The sequence below is a fragment of the Limosilactobacillus antri DSM 16041 genome, from assembly GCF_000160835.1.
Taxonomy (GTDB): domain Bacteria; phylum Bacillota; class Bacilli; order Lactobacillales; family Lactobacillaceae; genus Limosilactobacillus; species Limosilactobacillus antri.
Genome location: NZ_GG700733.1, coordinates 664,450 through 681,281, shown reverse-complemented (window position 1 = coordinate 681,281; position 16,832 = coordinate 664,450). Strand labels below are relative to the sequence as shown.

Below are 16,832 nucleotides of genomic sequence, written 5' to 3'. Positions count from 1 at the left end.
ATGAAATATACGTGGAATTTCAATCAAAAAGCCTTTAAAGATTTCAAAAAGAATCTTGATAAACCTGTGCAACTCCGAATCATTAAATGGCTCGACTCACATATCGAGGGGAGCAATAACCCGCGTGTCTGGGGTAAAGCACTGGAAGGAGACTTCGGCACACTTTGGCGATACCGTGTGGGAAGCTATCGGATAATTGCTGACATCCAAGATGAGATTTTTACCGTCGTTGTCGTAAAGGCTGGAAAAAGAAATGACGTTTATAAAAGAAGATAGTAAAAGTGGGTCAATTCCATCACTCCAGGGAATTGGCCCACTTTTCTGTCTAATAAGTTTTAATTCCTCTCTACTACCGTCACTCTCTCAGCGGTTCGGTTTTAGCCAATCACTTGTCGCTCTCACTCCTCGTTCCTGGACACCTATCGCAGGGAGCGTTTCTAAGCTTTCACGCTCCTGTTAGTCGCGTTCAAGCACGGTTACGGATTCAACATGCCACGAGCTGTTGTGGTCAATTACACATTACCGAATAACCGCTTCGCTCACCAATTATCTTTGCTTAATCCAAAACATTGTATTTGTTAACTCAATTGCATAATGCCAAGTATTGCCTTGCTTTTGAGATGAGTAGCAATTTCCAAATTATTAGTGATTTGCGGGAACGCATAAATTCTAAAAAATGATTTAAGATGTTTGCGGAAACCTAAATGCCAAGTTTCATTTGAAGTATTAACCCCATAATTGTAATTGCAACATCTGCCCCTTTATCCAATACAAAAGAAATGATAGGTTTTACCTTTTCCCATTTTTTCTTTTTTGATATTTTCTCATTATTTATTTGTTCTAGCTCATCAATTTTTGCCTTCAGTTCTTCGGTCTCGGCCTCATTTAACCCTGGCATTTCCTCTATTTGCTTCCTAGCATCCTTAAATGAAAGATTTATATTAATGTCATTGGAATTTGAAACAGGTACATTCACACTAATATCCTGTGATATCTTTGAATTTTGAGGAGTTGGAAAACTGCAAAGGTACCCTTCTAGTCTTCCCTTCATGATACATAAGTTGCTAAGATACGATTCTTTCCCCAGATAATTATAAGAAAAGCCGTCAGCATGACTGTACCCATACATACTTTTCCCAAATCCTGGTATATATGTTGAGTACTTGCCATCGATCTTTATATGAATGCTCTTCATTTTCTCTTCATCATCCGACTTAATGGCTTCTGCAATGGCCTCTATATCTGGCTCAACTATCTGGACTAAATCATCTCTATTTTCAATTGGATGCATAATTTCATTCATTATTGTTTAACCTTGCTTTCACGTAGTGACTTGTATATTTCCTCAGCAAAAGTCCCCAAAACTTCCTTCTTAATATCATTATTATTAAGCAGCAAAGTGAAAAAGTCTTTATTGTGTTCAAGCCCCTCAATCAACATATCGTCAATATGATCAAAGTAAGATAGTTCAAAGTCATGCTCATTATTATTTTCGGCACTGCTCCTTAAGTTATCTGACTTCATCATTAGATCCCTAATTTGAAGCATGGATTTAACAGCAACGTCCTTATCAAAATTAGATCCAGTGGTCTGATTAATTTCTTCAATAATTGCGGATAGTTTTTTCTTTTTATCCTCACTAAGCACAACATCATCCGCCATCGGCAGCTTTACCACTGGATTTGATCGTTTCGTGCCTACTACATGTTGACCTGTCTTTTTCTGAGTAAACTTGCTGGCTTTTATTTTCCCAGTCAGGTCATATCCCTGTCCTGGTCGACTAATATTTACGTACTTCATTAAATAAGATACATAATTATATAATTTCTGTAATTCTTCATCTTTAAGGCTAGATACTTGCAAAAGGAATTCATAACAGCGCACAAAATGCTTTAATGTAGTCAAAACTTCACGTTGAGAATTTTCGTCTAATTCTTCTATCTTCTTTTCCGTAGCGCCAAAGTAGAAATTAAGGTTTTTCTTATCTCGACTTTGAATTTTTGCTTTATGAAGAATAATATTTGCACCCTCAACATTTTGCGGATCAATTATATAAAATCCGTCAATTTTCTCTACTAAGTTATAAACTAATTGCGGATTAACCGTATCCGCTAATAAAGTAGTAGTGTAATAAGGAGCAAAAGCGGCCTCAATATCCTTATAGTCATTAACAAAATCCAACACAAATGGAGTCTTTTCATATGGCGGGCAGATACGATTTAAGCGAGAAAGGGTTTGTACTGCATTAACTCCGCGCAATTTTTTTATGACGTACATAGCAGATAACTTAGGCTGGTCAAATCCTACTTGATATTTATTAGCCACTAACAAGAAACGATATCCGGATTTATTAAACTCTTTAGCCGTACGATCTTCTGGTAAGCCATTCATCGAAGCTTCTGTAAATTCTTCTTTATTGTCATCTGAGTTAACCTTACCCGAAAATGCAACAAGCATCCCCATATCATCATAATGATGGTCGTTAATATAATTTTCAAATGCTTGTCGATACTTAACTGCTGCTTTACGAGACGACATAATAACCATTGCTTTAGCTTGATTACCTAATTCTGACATCACATGTTCTCTAAAATGGTCAATAATAATTTTTGTTCGTTGAGCAATATTTTGATCATCTAAATCTATTTGCTGAGCTATTTGTCGTTTGGCATCAGCTGTCTTTAATTCTGGGTCATCAGCAATCTCTTTATTAAGTTCATAGTACGTTTGGTATGTTGTGTAATTAGCTAAAACATCCAGAATAAATCCTTCTTCAATAGCCTGCTTCATACTATATAAATGGAATGCTCGATAATTTCCATGTTTATCTAAACGCCCAAAAAGACGAAGAGTAGTCGGTTTAGGTGTTGCTGTAAAGGCAAACATACTTACATTCTTTTGTTTTCCCGAACTTTCTATTTCTTGTACTAATTGATCTTGAACATCTTGCTCATAAAATTTGTCGGATGAGGATAAGGCTTCGGTTACGGCCATCATATCTTTGCCAGCAGTTGATGAGTGCGCTTCATCAATAATAACAGCGAACTTCTTATCTTTCAGTGCAACATCAGATGAATTACTATCATCTTTAATCAAGTCGACTACATATGGGAATTTTTGGATTGTAGTAACCACAATTTTAGTGTTGCTTTCCAATGCTAGCTTAAGGTCCTCAGACGTGCATCTATCATCCATGACACGAATAAGGCCCGCTTTGTGTTCAATACCCATTATTGCTTTTTGCAACTGCCGATCAACGACCACCCTATCCGTCATAATGATGACATTGTCAAAAATAATCTGATTATCATTGTCATGAAGACTAGCTAATCTATGTGCAAGCCAAGCGATAGAATTCGTTTTTCCTGACCCTGCTGAGTGCTGAATTAAATAATTCTGGGATGTCTTATTGATCTTCAAATCAGCTAAAGTTTTGCGGATCACATCCAACTGATGGTATCTTGGAAAAATTAATTGCTGGCGTACCTTTCTCTTTCCAGTTAGTGGATCTCTATTTTCCTTGGTCTCAATAAAGATAAATTTAGTAATCAATTCAACTAAAGTTTCTTTTTTAAGGATATCTTCCCACATATAAGAAACACTATATTTGTCAGGAAACTGTGGATTCCCAGCACCAGAATTTACACCTTCTCCCTTGCCCATATTGAAAGGCATAAAGAATGTTTTTTCATTTGCCAGCTGGGTAGTCATGTAAACCTCTTCAGTGTCCATAGCAAAATTTACTAGGCAACCTGCTTTGAAGAGAAACAAACGATCCTTTGGATCTCGAGTTGTACGGTATTGCCTGATTGCATCTTCATAATTTTGCCCTTGACTATTGCTTTTTAGTTCAAAACTAATTGTGGCAAAACCATTTATGAAGATCACGAGATCAATTCGTTCTTTGTTTTCTTTATCAGCATATACTTCTTGCATTACCGAAAAGATATTTTCGGAATATAGTTTTGAAAGCTGAGGATTAAAGTTAGTAGCTGGTTTACTATAGAGCAAAGTCAAATGTTGATTGTTAACATCAACACCATGTTTTAATGCAGAAAGCAGACTTCCTTTCTTACTAAGAATACATTTATTGATAGTATTTATAATTGTCTCTTCAGTATCCTCTTTGAATTGCTTAGTTAATTCTTCTAATTTTTCTGGCTGAGTATCCTTTAGAAATTGAAAAAGTAATTCTGGATCCATAGCAAACTTTTTATCAAAGTTACTATGATCCCTTTCGACATATCCATCTTCTTCAACCAAGTGATTAATTATTTCTTGTTGATATTCATATCGTTCATTTATTTGTCCCCGCATCATTAATCATCCTCATATTTGTGGTACTTGTTTCTTACCAGTTACATATTCGAAAATAAGTGAATTTTTGTACTTTGTAAGCAAGTCTAATTGTCTATTCTTTTCGTTAATTAATGCTCTAATTTCAGCACATTTTTGGTCTAGATAGTCAGAAATATCTTTTTGCTCATTCTTAGTAGGCAGTGGAAATTTTAAATTAGCAAGAGTTGACCACCTAGTGTCAGCAGTTCGTACTCTAATTCCCTTTGCTAATGCATTGAAAACTCCTAGATATGCACAACACCTTAAATAATATTTCAAATAGTTTTTGTTTTCAGATGAGTCCATAACGTTCAACACAGGTGAAGCCTTTCCACGCGAATCAGAAATTCCAATTGCTCCAGCAAATCCATCCATAGCGTGCACTACTAGATCTCCAACGTCTACTCCTTGGTAGCCAATTTCTTTTGTTGATATAGTGAAACCATCAGTACGCCGTTTTTTTCTAAGAGTTACTTGTCCATCACGAAAACAAGTAATTACCTCATCATCTTTTTTAGTTGGTCTATCCAGCAGGGTTAAAATAAATTTACCCTTAACAACATTCCATTTTTCGGGCATTGTACCTATCCACTCAATACCACTATCTTTCGTTGGTACATTTGAATCTAATCCTTTTGTTACCACACGGATAATGAGACTGTGCTGATATTTCTTCAATGTATCAATCTCATCATTAATCTGAGACAAAAGTTTATCAATTTTGCCACATTTTTTATCGAGAAAATCGGTAATTCTCTTTTGCTCCTTCATTGGTGGGAAAGGAATTTTTATCTTTGATAGTATACTAAAATTTAGTATCTTTCTTACCCCTCCCCCCATATTGTGGAATGCTTTTACTGAATCATAACTTTTTAGCAAATATAATAAATACTTCTCATTAATATTATTCTTCGCTCTAATAACTATATATGCTGAAGTAATGGCACCTGGGAAAGTTACAAAACCTACTCGTTGAGTAACAAAATCAAAATTCAAATTTAATCCATTGATAACTATATCTTTAGGTTTTACAACCTTATAATTTTCAATAGTTTTTCTTAAAGATGAATCTTCTTCAATACTAAAGTTCTTTTTCCTAACGATAGTCCCATACGTAAACTTCAGTGCTACTTTTTGGGAAATATTATTATTTTTCTTTCTTACTTCCTGGGATACATAATAAATCGGGACAGAATCCCAATTATCTGGGATTTCACCAACCCATTTTATCCCACTATCTTTATTTACTTGCATTTGCATCACCTGTTTTATCAAACAAATTATTCATCTCCACAGAAATTGATTGTTCCAAATTATCAATCATATTTTGTAGCTTCTCTACAGACTGTGGCATCTGATATCTATAGAAGTATCTAGTAAATGGGATCTCCGCACCTGTTTTAATAACGGGTTTCTTTTTACCCAAATCTTCTTCAAAAAAGGCTTTTGCATCTGAAATAAAAGGTAATACCTCTTTAGCCATATATTGTTCAATTGGAGTTTTAATATTAACGATTTCTGTATCAGCAGTATCCTTATCATAAATAATATTGCCCTTTTTATCGTTTTGAATTTCAGCAGATTTATCCATCTGTGATAGTCCATCAACTACCTTTTTAAGCAACTTCTTATCAATAATGTTTGAAAGTAAATTTTCTGCAACTGGTGCAAAAGATTCAGGTGATTTATAAATCTTATCTGAAATGTTATCCCTGAGAATAGAAATCAATTGATCATAGATTGGCTTGTTTTTCTTAAATTTAGTTAACTTCTTTACATCACGGGCGGATAGCTTTTTGTTGCTCTCCTGTAGTTCATTGAATTTAACAGGATCAAAAAAGCTGTTCAAATTAGGGAGCATTTTTTCAATACGTTGTTCTGTAATAGCATAGCTACGTTGCAGTGGCTGCATGACAGTGTATTCACGATAAATGAATTCAGTATTGTCATGAATTTGTGAGATATCATTCTCCACGAAGTCCGTATATAACTTAGTAATTTGCTCACGATTTTCTTTTGAAAACTCGTTCTTTTTCTTTCCCAAAGGTTTCCTGAGTTTTTCATAGATGTTCGTTGCATCAATAAATTGAACTTTACCTTTTCGCTTCTGACTCTTGTTTTTGCTTAGAATCCAAATATAGGTTGCTAACTCTGTGTTGTAGAAAAGGTCAGTCGGCATCGCCACAATAGTATCTAGATAATCATTTTCCAACAGCCAACGACGTACCTGCGATTCACCAGAAGCAGTATTACCGGTAAAAAGCGATGAACCATTTTCAATGATAGCCGCTCTCCCGTTATCATCTAATTTGCTTAAAGCGGATTGAATAAATAGTAATTGGGCATCATTAGTCTTAGGCAAGCCTGCCGGCCAACGGCTACTCTCCCCTTTTAAATATTCTTCTTTAACTGACTCTTCCTGACCTTGCTTTGCATCTTTCCCACCCCAAGGAGTACCAAATGGTGGGTTTTCTAATACAAAGCGCATTTTTTGATCCGGAAAGCAGTCTTCCTTCAGGGTATCTGCATGTTTAAAATTATCGATATTTTGATCTTTGATTAACATTTCAGCTAGTCCAACGGCATATGATTGACCCATTAATTCTTGACCAAAGAGATGCACATCAACAGTAGGATTCAAATGCTTTAAATAGGTATATGCTGTCGATAACATACCACCGGTCCCACAAGCTTGATCCAAAACAGTGACAACCTTGTTATCTTCTAAAATATCTTCACTACCTTCGGCAAGTAATAAAGAAACACAAAGTCGGATGATGTCACGGCCAGTGTAAAATTGCCCAGCGTCAACGTTCTGATAAAAACGGGCAATTAAATTTTCAAAGATGTATCCCATTTTGATGCTATCAAATTTAGCAACACTTAAATCAAGCTCAGAGAATGCTTTAACTACGTTATATAGGCATCCACCTTTATCCATTTTGTCAATGTTACTTTCAATATCTAAATTTCGGAGAATTTCTTGAACATCTGCCGAAAAGCCAGCTAAATATGATTTGAAATTAGAATTAATATTATCAGGATCATTACATAATTCTTGCAGATCGAATTTACTAGTGTTATAGAATTGAAATCCACTAATCTTGTACATCGCCCTAGCTGGGTATGTTGGCATTGCTTCATATTGTGCCAACACTTTATCTTTTGTCGGCTCTAACGCACACTCAAATCTCCTGATAATAGTCATCGGAATAATGACATCTCCATACTTATCAGGCATGTAGGTACCACGTAACTTATTGGCAATAGACCAAATAAAGTTCGCCTCACTAGTAATATCTACTGGTTGTTCATCCCAAGAAGTATCAATCTTTAACATTTATTGCTTTCCATCCTTTACTATTACTCTACAACTAGACAATAATTTTATTATGCTTCCTCAAGCATCATATTAAAGTGCTGCTCTTGTCCCATGCAACTGAAGATCAATTTAAATATTTTTCTATACTGATCTATATTCTCATCTGAATCACTATCAACAAAAAGTAAGTCATCATGAATTCCAGAAGTAGTAGCTGATACATGAGCTAACATTGACGATACCAGTTGATATCGTTCTGTGCCGTCATCTTTGCCTGAAAATTCATCTCTATGGTCTATCAAAACCCTCTTTCGTATATCATCACCTGTATAGCCGCAAATTTGTAGAAAATAATACTCTAAAATACGTTGAATAACATTCATTAATGAAAGACAACTTTTTGTTTCTTTATATTCCTGCCATAAAGCAGTGTAGGCATTTTTGATAGGATTAACATTCACTTTTTGAGTAGGACAATTTGGATCAATTTTTTCACACAGCTTAATTTCTGAACAATTATCATGCTTTGTGATCAAATAAAACGAAACATACTTATATTCTTTCGCACGAAGATAAGTTATATCTCTTTGAAAAAATGCATTATGTGTAAAAATAAAAATTTGTTTAATTAAGTCACCTGAAGCTAAACCTTCCCGATTATCAACATTATTTCGACAAATCTCGATTAATTTACGTATCTCAGAACCGATAATAAACATAGTCCCACTGTCCATGCTGGTTACTGGATCATCAATGATTACTATTTTCTTTTTAATTTCTTCGGATGTACTATTTTTTCCATATACTTGCTGCAAAAAGTACATGAAAGCGATGAAATTACGTTCACCCTCGCTAAGATTTTTAGCAACTTGACCAGATTCAGTTCTTACAATTTCATAATTACGAGTTAGTGTACCTGACACTTTCTGTTTGGGAACAAGTCTAAATCCTTGAAATCCAGAATCTTTAAGCATCAAGTTTATATGATTCATTGCCGTTTCAGTTTCAACTGTTTGCTTATTAAGCCGTTCTATTTTCTTCTTAAAGCTACTTATACTATCAAGAGCTGTTTGCACCACATGCTTTTTATTTTGGATGCTTTTATTAATTTCTTTATTGACTAAATCAAATTCTTCTATATCATCATTTAATATGTTAGCTAGGTATTCGAAAACCTCATTCTGACATTCTTCACGCTTTTGATTACGAGAAGTTACAATTTCATTATTCTCAGTTATTGAATTATTGAATTTTTCAATTATTTTAGAAAGACCCTCCAACAAGGGAGTCACTTCTTCTAAAGCTACGATTTCTGATGGCTTTTTTATTTTCAATTTAATTTTTTCGATATTCGATGCAATTGTTGACTTAATTAGTTGAAGCTTATCATTATATTCTTCTATTTTAACAGCAGGGTATAATGGATCAGGCTTTTTCTCTAATGGTATAAATAAATTATTTGCGATTCCACGATACCTTTTCAAGAAATCACTTAACTCTTGTATGCTATTTTCATATTGCTCATCAAAGCTTTTAATAAATTCTGATTCAAAATCCGAATCCAGTGGTTGGGAACAATATGGACACCTACCATCCGCTTTTGTGTGAAATTGCTCATGTCCCCGTCGTGCCCATTCTGTTGCACCTATTTTCTTCAAAAAATCAGCCAAATTCGTGTTAGAAGAATTTACAATTACTTTAGATAATACTTCATTGCCAGAAACATTGTCTAAACTAGTAATGTCTTGAATTTCATTAAACATTGGATAAGGTCGTGCAGATTTAGAATAAGCGATCGAATACAACTTACTCAATCGCTTTAAATCATGTTCTTTGGCATTATGTTTTCTTACTTCATCAAGGAAAATTTGCTTTGAACTACGATATCCGCTTTGTGTTTTAACAAATTGTTCACGAATTGATTTTGACTTTTTCCAGCATTTTGACTTTAGTCGTTCTTCTAATTTATTATGTTTACCTTCTAATTCTTCTATGCTTAAATTTGCATCATTAATTTCTTTCTTGCAATGTTCTTCCCTTTCTAATAACGAAGCAATTTCTTTTTCAATGTCAGCATTCTTTTTATTCACGGTAAAGACGCCCGGTAGTCCATTATATTCTTTGATATTTTCGTCAATATAATTTTGGTCGTATAGTAAAATCTCATAATCATTTTGGTTGTTGCTATACTTAAAAGTCACCCCATTGCCTGACTTTATCGTTTTGGCAATAGTAGATTTTCCTGTACCATTGTTGCCAAAGAAATAATTAATAAACGTTGGATGGATTGCCGGTGAATTCTTCTTAAAGGTAGCATCACTTATAGCTACACTTGTGATTTCTGATCTCAGTTTTTCCATGTTATATCTCCAAAATAAGTTAATCAGGACGCGGCATCACAGTTATGCCAGCCTTGTCAAAAGCGTTAAAAATATTGATCTTATGCACATACCATCCTGTTAAATTCAAATCTGTCAGCATACAATCTGTATTAATACCAAAACAAGAAGCATTTTGCTGGTCACCCAACTTGTTCTGTTCAAATGACCCTAACGAATGAAAAAGCACTCTTATTACATTTTCTTCTACCAAAACGCCAGTTATACGGCAATACCATGCCGACTGTGAAAGACTAGTTTTACCATAATATTCAGTATTCCTTCGACAAACAATAGCAGGGAAGGTTTCCAATTTTTCCTTTCCTTGATCAGAAAGTTCTGAACATGAATTAAATATTTCGATAGGAACCATATTGGAAAGCAGTGACCGATTCGCAGGAATTATTGCAGAACCACCAACTAATACATCCGTAACTAATAATTGATAGTAAACTTTGCTAAATGCCTGAACAGCCATTAAATCCTCAGTTTCATAATTCTGAGATGACGAATCATGAATATTAAGATTAATAGTCCCGCCTTGATTGTTTGTAATGTTGATGTTTTTTTGACCATTTTGTTCTAATTGATTAAGCGGCATACCACTTATTTTAGTAGAGGTTATATCATTATTCTGAATTAAATCATTACTCAATTATTTTCATCCCTTATAATTTAAGATTCATTGTTCCGTTATTTGTTACATTAACATTATGGTCACCATTTTGGATTATGTTCGTTTGATGATTGATCATCGTTTGTCCATCTTTTTCTTTTGAATCATTGCTTTTCTGTCTTTGATTTGTCTTTTCTATTACATCAGCTTCTGCGGAGTCTTCCGTAGAAGCTTTTTTGTTTTGTCTAGTTTCTTCATTAATTGAATAATTATCTTCATGCCATTCAGTCACAGTAATATTTTCAGCCATAGATTGACCAATCCTAGAATCAAATCTCCTTGGTTTTCTAGCTTTTTTTTTGACCTAACTGGTCTAAAGTTGCCATTCCATTCTGATTTTTCCCTTGCCTTTCGACCAAAATGAAAAAAAGTATTCCAACTAAAAATGGTTCTAACTCAAATTTATCAGTCTTTAGCAATTGATCCTTAGTTAATGCTTGTTTGTCACTTTTTACATAAAATAAGCACTTATCTCCAATAGTATTGTCGCACCTAATGATCTCCAGGATTGCACTCACAAGCCACCCACCGACATCGCGATTAATATGTTTGTTCGTGAATTCCTTCATTCTAGACAAAACCAGTGAGTGGTCTTTATGTATAAGAGCTTCAAATGCATTTATTACCGCTCCATTGTTGAAGGGAAGATTTATTGTTCCTTCAATTTTTCCTTCTTTGTATTGTGAAGTATCTTTCACAGACCCAAAGTCATAACTACCTGTAAATGTGTAAATCAGATCCTTCATCACGATTGAGTCCGAATGTTTATCGTGACCACCAGACCTATGAGATCTAGCAGTTCCATTTGGCTTTAAAGCTTGTAAAAGCAAAAAGAATAATACACACCCGCATAAATACATATTGCCATGATTTTCGTTTTTCAATTATCTATACCTTCAATTTCAAAAAGGTAACAAAAGTAAAGAAAGTAAAGCGATATTCCTGTTGACATCGACTAAAGAAACGACAGGTTAAAAGATGTAAAGAACTTAAACTTCCTTACTCCAGTTACACAGAGTAATATTCATAAAATTTTTAATTTGATATATATTTTTACATTTTAATTATATCAATTTTCTAATTATATATCTGCATATTACTTGTTTACCTATGTGGCTGAACAGCATGTGTTGCTCGATCAACAACTTTTACTAGCATGTACCTAACTGAATAACTTCCTGTAACAAGCCACTAGTAAGGCAAGTTGCAGCACCCAAGCGATTTTATCGTTTAGGTCTGTTTCTTATTGCCTTGTTAGTGGCTTTTGATATGCCTTCGATTCCTTCGCTTGGGAGATCCAATAGGAGGAATTTTTATGAAGAAATACTACGACGACCGTCACCAGCTCAATATGGAAATCTCAGATGCTAAAGATGGCAGTATGCGCATCAGGCTACATCAACCGACTGGGATTAAAGAAATCACGGTCACAGAAGCCGAAGGTAAAGAAATCATCGAACTTAATCGCATCGAGTACAACGATAATCACCGTGAAACTCGTCGTCACGTTTCACTCGAAGCCTACGATCCATACGGTGCTTTAGTACAAGACGATGCTGATCCATATCAATCCGTAATTAATAAGGAAGAAATGGAACAACTCCACCACAGCATCAATCAACTTAAACCTGCGCAGCAGAAATTAGTCATAAAAAAATTCTGGAATGATATGAAACAAGTAGATATTGCTAAGGACGACGGAGTGACCAAGATGGCGATCACTAAGCGTTGGCAAACCATCAAGCGACGCCTTAAAAAAATTCTTCAAAAATAATCGTTTACTTTTGCACTTCCCATGGCCTGTAAGTGTAAGGCAATTATTCCTTACCAATTTAACTAAGAAAGGATAGACGACATGGCTAACAAAATTTCTATTTCAGTAGCCAAGCATCCCCAACAAGATGGTGTTGTCAGTATGCGTCAAATCACAATCCGTGAACGGCTGCTGCGTTTACTACTCGGTCAACCACACCATCTGATGGTGATTACACCTGGCAAAGATGTTCAGCAACTAGAAATTAACGAAGTAAAGGATGATTCCTATGAGCGTAATGAATGACCTTGATTTGAAACTCAAGGAGCTTGAAAAACAAATCGACCAAACCAAAGAAACCGTTCAGTCCATCCGTCAATTGTTATCAAGCAACGAAAATGAAGTTTCAAGTGATGATGAGCAACTAAAGTGTGACTCAATTGAAGACAAAGTAACGGTTCGCAAGATGCTGGCAAGGAAGAGTGCCGAAGGTTATACCGACCAAGTTAAAGAATTGCTCCATAAGTTTGGTGCCGAGAAGCTTTCTGACGTGGATCCCAAAGATTACGAAGATCTTTACTACAGTGCGGAGGGATTAGGACAATGAGTTCACCAACCCACCACGCATTATTATCAGCTTCCAGTGCTAATCGTTGGCTAAGTGCTCCACCACTCCCACGACTAGAGCAATACTTCCCCCACACTACTTCTAATGTAGCTGCTGAAGGAACGGCTGCCCACGCACTGGGAGAATATAAGATCCATCGATTACTCGGTGATGAGTTTAAACGCCCTACTTCCGATTACCAATCAGATGAGATGGAAGACCTAACCGATGATTACGCTAGCTATGTTCTGGAACAATATCACAAAGCTAAAGAATACGCACCCGACGCCACCATCCGTGTGGAACAGAAACTGGACTTCTCCAAATATGTCCCAGAAGGCTTCGGCACTGGCGACTGTGTGATTGTTTCCGATCACCTGCTCCACATTATCGACTTCAAATATGGCAAAGGTGTCCGAGTGGAAGCCAAGAACAACCCACAAATGAAACTCTATGCCATTGGTGCCCTGGAAATGTTCGGTAACTTGTACAACGTTGATGAAGTTGAAACGACAATCTTTCAACCTCGGATGGCCAACATCAGTACCTGGACTATTAATGCTAAAGAACTAATGCATTGGGCCAATACCGAATTAAAAACAAAGGCCGAACTCGCCTTTACTGGCAAAGGTACTGTCCATTATGGTCCTTGGTGTCAATTTTCCACTTGTAATGCGGTACTGCGAGCACGTTTTGACTATCATCACAAGCTCACCCGCTTTCAACTACGGTCACCGAACTTGCTAACAGATAGTGAGGTAACCGAGGTTCTCGAGCACATCGATGATTTGAATCGTTGGGCTCACGAAATTAAAGACTATGCCGCTGACCTAGCCATTAACAATGGTAAGCAGTGGCCTGGTTACAAAATAGTCGAAGGTAGGTCTGTCCGCCATTACAAGGATGAAGCTGCCGTAGCAAAAATTGCTGAAGAACATGGCTACCATGATATTTACCAAAAGAAGCTATTACCGATTACAAAACTAGAAAAACAGGTCGGTAAGAAGAAATTCACCGAACTGTTTAGTCAAGAAATTGTTAAACCTGCGGGTAAGCCAACTCTGGTGCCAAATTCCGATCAACGTCAGAGTATTAGCAAATCTAACCCACAAGATGAATTTAAGGAGGAAAAATAATATGTCACAACAAACTAAGGTCGTTACCGGTATCAACACTCGTCTCTCTTATGCCAACATCTGGGAACCTAAGTCTATCAATGGTGGTAAGGAAAAGTATTCAGTTAGTCTAATCATCCCCAAGTCCGATCAAAAGACGGTCACTGCCATCGAAAAAGCTATCGATGCTGCCATCCAGAAAGGAATTGGAAAGTTTGGTGGTAAGAAGCCTAATAAGGCCACTCTCAAGCTACCTCTTCGAGATGGGGATTTGGAACGTGATGATGTTGCCTACCAAGATAGTTACTTTATCAATGCTAATTCGATCACGGCACCACAGATTGTGGACAAGCATGTCCAACCAATCCTTGATCGTGATGAAGTTTACAGTGGCTGCTATGCCCGAGTATCGATTAACTTCTATGCTTTTAACACCAACGGTAACCGTGGAATTGCCTGTGGCCTGGGTAACATCCAAAAGATCCGTGATGGAGAACCACTAGGTGGCCATGCTAGTGCTAGCGATGACTTCACAGCGATTGATGATAGCAATGACGATGATTTCTTAGCTTAAACCAAAAGATGGGCAGTCGACTTTGACTACCCATTTTTTGTAGAAAGGATTCCTGATGAAGCAAATTTCAATTGATATTGAAACTTATTCCAGCACCAACCTAAATCAGACTGGCGTCTATCGATACGCTGATAGCGATGATTTTGAGCTTTTGCTCTTTGGTTATTCTACCGACTTTGGCCCCGTCAAGGTGGTGGACTTAACCCAGGGTGAAAAGATTCCACCACAGATTATTGAAGCCCTAGATAATCCCAACATTATTAAGAGTGCTTTTAATGCTCAATTTGAACGGGTCTGTCTGTCACGCTTTGTTGGTCACCGCTTAAAGCCAACTGGTTGGCATTGTTCTCGCGTTTGGTCTGCCACTCTCGGCTTGCCATTATCACTACGAGATGTTGGAAGCGTGTTAGGGTTACCACGGCAAAAGATCACTGCTGGTAAAGAGCTTGTGCGCTACTTCTGTACACCTTGCAAACCTACGAAGGCCAATCAAAATCGCACTCGTAACTTCCCCTACCATGCTCCTGATAAATGGCAACAGTTTAAGCAATACAATCAAGCGTGACGTCGAGGTTGAAATGGAAATCACCCAGAAGCTCGAATGCTTCCCCGTCCCACAGAATGAATGGGAAAACTATTGGATGGATCAAGACATTAATGATCGCGGTATCCGGATTGACCAACAACTGGTTAACAATGCGATCAAATGTCAAAACGTCTTCCATGACCAGTACTTACAAACTGCTAAAGAATTAACAGGTCTAGCAAATCCTAACTCTCCATTACAGCTAAAAGACTGGCTCCAGCAGCAAGGCGCTAAAACTGATTCACTATCCAAAGCATCGGTGGCACAGCTACTACAAACCACTACTGGTAAAGTTCATCAGATATTAGCACTCCGCCAGCTGTTATCTAAATCCAGTGTCAAAAAGTACCAGGCCATGCAAAAAGCTATGTGCCAAGATGGTCGTGTTCATGGCCTTTTGCAATTTTACGGTGCTAACCGGACGGGTCGATGGGCTGGTCGCCTTGTACAAGTACAAAACCTTCCCCGTAATTCGATGCCAGACCTCGAAGAAGCTCGTAAACTAGTTAAACAAGGCAACGTAACAGCACTCGCAATGCTTTACGATTCCGTACCAGACGTCTTATCACAATTGATTCGTACTGCTTTCATCCCTAGCAAAAATCATCATTTCTATGTAGCTGACTTCTCAGCGGTTGAAGCACGGGTGATTGCCTGGCTATCTAATGAAGAATGGCGACAAGAAGCCTTTGCCAAAAATGAAGATATCTACTGTGCATCCGCCAGTCAGATGTTTGGTGTCCCGGTAGTCAAACATGGCATCAATGGTGAACTCCGTCAAAAGGGTAAAATTGCCGAACTCGCCCTGGGCTATGGCGGTTCCATTGGTGCCCTCAAAGCCATGGGTGCCACTAAGCTTGTCTTAACTGATGATGAATTACCGCCACTGGTTCAAATGTGGCGTAATGCTAGTCCTCACATTGTGCAGTTTTGGTGGGACGTTGATAAAGCAGCTAAAGAATGTATTAAAACGCACCTCCCGCAAACTACCCACGGAATGAAATTTATTTATCGCAGTGGTTGCATGTTTCTTCGTTTACGATCGGGACGTTATCTTTGCTACCCCAAACCAAAGATCGGCACCAATCGCTTTGGTTCTGAATCGATTACCTTCATGGGAATCAACACCGTGAAAAAATGGGATCGAATTGAAACCTATGGGGCCAAGCTGGTAGAAAACATTGTCCAAGCAACTAGTCGTGACCTGCTAGCTGAAGCAATGCGGCGGTTAGAAGCTACTGAGAATACGGTGGTAATGCATATTCACGATGAAGCCGTAATTGATGCCCCTTCCAATCGGTCACTTGACACCATGGTTCAGCTCATGACCGAAGTTCCAGACTGGGCCAATGGCTTAATCCTCAACGCTGCTGGTTTTGTTAGCGACTTTTATAAAAAAGATTAATTTTAATGGTTTACTTTCTGCCCTCATCTGGCTTATTGGTGAGGGCTTTTTTAGTTCTCTAATTTAATGAAAGGATCT

General features: G+C 37.1%; 14 protein-coding genes and 1 pseudogene. 7 read left to right on the top strand and 8 right to left on the bottom strand.

Annotated elements, in window-relative coordinates; genetic code table 11:
• A complete protein-coding gene (locus tag HMPREF0494_RS06740; RefSeq protein ID WP_007124201.1) occupies positions 1-276 on the top strand; it encodes a type II toxin-antitoxin system RelE family toxin in 276 nt (91 codons plus the stop codon).
• Between the two features lie 424 nt (positions 277-700).
• Here the strand turns inward: HMPREF0494_RS06740 and HMPREF0494_RS06735 are convergent, their stop codons facing one another.
• The 8 genes from HMPREF0494_RS06735 to HMPREF0494_RS06700 are packed head-to-tail and all read right to left on the bottom strand — an operon-like array spanning position 701 to position 11,598.
• Positions 701-1,303: a hypothetical protein gene (locus tag HMPREF0494_RS06735; RefSeq protein ID WP_007124200.1), complete on the bottom strand. Its 603-nt coding sequence runs from the start codon at positions 1,301-1,303 to the stop codon at positions 701-703.
• A complete protein-coding gene (locus HMPREF0494_RS06730; RefSeq protein ID WP_007124199.1) occupies positions 1,303-4,320 on the bottom strand; it encodes a type I restriction endonuclease subunit R in 3,018 nt (1,005 codons plus the stop codon). The genes HMPREF0494_RS06735 and HMPREF0494_RS06730 overlap by 1 nt, the downstream gene beginning before the upstream one ends.
• Positions 4,321-4,329: 9 nt before the next feature.
• Complete coding sequence (locus HMPREF0494_RS06725; protein ID WP_225430186.1) at positions 4,330-5,592, bottom strand: restriction endonuclease subunit S; 1,263 nt, start codon at positions 5,590-5,592, stop codon at positions 4,330-4,332.
• Positions 5,579-7,678, bottom strand: coding sequence for a type I restriction-modification system subunit M (locus tag HMPREF0494_RS06720; RefSeq protein WP_007124197.1), 2,100 nt, complete (start codon positions 7,676-7,678; stop codon positions 5,579-5,581). Before HMPREF0494_RS06720 ends, HMPREF0494_RS06725 begins: the two co-directional genes overlap by 14 nt.
• A 50-nt stretch (positions 7,679-7,728) precedes the next feature.
• Positions 7,729-10,020 carry an AAA family ATPase gene (locus tag HMPREF0494_RS06715; protein WP_007124196.1) on the bottom strand — a complete coding sequence of 764 codons (2,292 nt, stop codon included), beginning with the start codon at positions 10,018-10,020 and terminating at the stop codon, positions 7,729-7,731.
• 19 nt (positions 10,021-10,039) lie between these two features.
• Positions 10,040-10,693, bottom strand: coding sequence for a hypothetical protein (locus HMPREF0494_RS06710; protein ID WP_050759647.1), 654 nt, complete (start codon positions 10,691-10,693; stop codon positions 10,040-10,042).
• Between the two features lie 13 nt (positions 10,694-10,706).
• Positions 10,707-10,964, bottom strand: a complete 258-nt coding sequence (locus HMPREF0494_RS06705; protein ID WP_007124194.1) for a hypothetical protein — start codon at positions 10,962-10,964, stop codon at positions 10,707-10,709.
• Positions 10,965-11,001: 37 nt separating this feature from the next.
• Entirely contained in the window at positions 11,002-11,598 is a 597-nt protein-coding gene (locus tag HMPREF0494_RS06700; RefSeq protein ID WP_155802464.1) for a hypothetical protein, read from the bottom strand.
• 431 nt (positions 11,599-12,029) lie between these two features.
• Between HMPREF0494_RS06700 and HMPREF0494_RS06695 the strand changes: the two genes are divergently transcribed.
• From HMPREF0494_RS06695 to HMPREF0494_RS06670, 6 genes and pseudogenes are all read left to right on the top strand, one after another.
• Positions 12,030-12,488: a sigma-70 RNA polymerase sigma factor region 4 domain-containing protein gene (locus tag HMPREF0494_RS06695; RefSeq protein ID WP_007124192.1), complete on the top strand. Its 459-nt coding sequence runs from the start codon at positions 12,030-12,032 to the stop codon at positions 12,486-12,488.
• Positions 12,489-12,569: 81 nt separating this feature from the next.
• Positions 12,570-12,773: a hypothetical protein gene (locus tag HMPREF0494_RS06690; RefSeq protein WP_007124191.1), complete on the top strand. Its 204-nt coding sequence runs from the start codon at positions 12,570-12,572 to the stop codon at positions 12,771-12,773.
• The gene (locus HMPREF0494_RS06685) at positions 12,757-13,074 is read left to right on the top strand and encodes a hypothetical protein (protein ID WP_040458874.1); all 318 of its coding nucleotides are present in this window, start codon (positions 12,757-12,759) and stop codon (positions 13,072-13,074) included. The genes HMPREF0494_RS06690 and HMPREF0494_RS06685 overlap by 17 nt, the downstream gene beginning before the upstream one ends.
• A complete protein-coding gene (locus HMPREF0494_RS06680; protein WP_040458873.1) occupies positions 13,071-14,210 on the top strand; it encodes a DUF2800 domain-containing protein in 1,140 nt (379 codons plus the stop codon). Before HMPREF0494_RS06685 ends, HMPREF0494_RS06680 begins: the two co-directional genes overlap by 4 nt.
• Position 14,211: 1 nt before the next feature.
• Complete coding sequence (locus tag HMPREF0494_RS06675) at positions 14,212-14,763, top strand: DUF2815 family protein (RefSeq protein WP_007124188.1); 552 nt, start codon at positions 14,212-14,214, stop codon at positions 14,761-14,763.
• A 55-nt stretch (positions 14,764-14,818) separates the two neighbouring features.
• A pseudogene (locus tag HMPREF0494_RS06670) lies at positions 14,819-16,754 on the top strand (DNA polymerase).
• The last annotated feature ends 78 nt before the right edge of the window (positions 16,755-16,832 follow it).

Excerpts from the sequence above, each read along its gene's own strand:
- HMPREF0494_RS06740 (WP_007124201.1), top strand. The coding sequence starts at position 1 with ATGAAATATACGTGGAATTTCAATCAAAAAGCCTTTAAAGATTTCAAA.
- HMPREF0494_RS06735 (WP_007124200.1), bottom strand. The coding sequence starts at position 1,303 with ATGAATGAAATTATGCATCCAATTGAAAATAGAGATGATTTAGTCCAG.
- HMPREF0494_RS06730 (WP_007124199.1), bottom strand. The coding sequence starts at position 4,320 with ATGATGCGGGGACAAATAAATGAACGATATGAATATCAACAAGAAATA.
- HMPREF0494_RS06725 (WP_225430186.1), bottom strand. The coding sequence starts at position 5,592 with ATGCAAGTAAATAAAGATAGTGGGATAAAATGGGTTGGTGAAATCCCA.
- HMPREF0494_RS06720 (WP_007124197.1), bottom strand. The coding sequence starts at position 7,678 with ATGTTAAAGATTGATACTTCTTGGGATGAACAACCAGTAGATATTACT.
- HMPREF0494_RS06715 (WP_007124196.1), bottom strand. The coding sequence starts at position 10,020 with ATGGAAAAACTGAGATCAGAAATCACAAGTGTAGCTATAAGTGATGCT.
- HMPREF0494_RS06705 (WP_007124194.1), bottom strand. The coding sequence starts at position 10,964 with ATGGCTGAAAATATTACTGTGACTGAATGGCATGAAGATAATTATTCA.
- HMPREF0494_RS06695 (WP_007124192.1), top strand. The coding sequence starts at position 12,030 with ATGAAGAAATACTACGACGACCGTCACCAGCTCAATATGGAAATCTCA.
- HMPREF0494_RS06690 (WP_007124191.1), top strand. The coding sequence starts at position 12,570 with ATGGCTAACAAAATTTCTATTTCAGTAGCCAAGCATCCCCAACAAGAT.
- HMPREF0494_RS06685 (WP_040458874.1), top strand. The coding sequence starts at position 12,757 with ATGAGCGTAATGAATGACCTTGATTTGAAACTCAAGGAGCTTGAAAAA.
- HMPREF0494_RS06680 (WP_040458873.1), top strand. The coding sequence starts at position 13,071 with ATGAGTTCACCAACCCACCACGCATTATTATCAGCTTCCAGTGCTAAT.
- HMPREF0494_RS06675 (WP_007124188.1), top strand. The coding sequence starts at position 14,212 with ATGTCACAACAAACTAAGGTCGTTACCGGTATCAACACTCGTCTCTCT.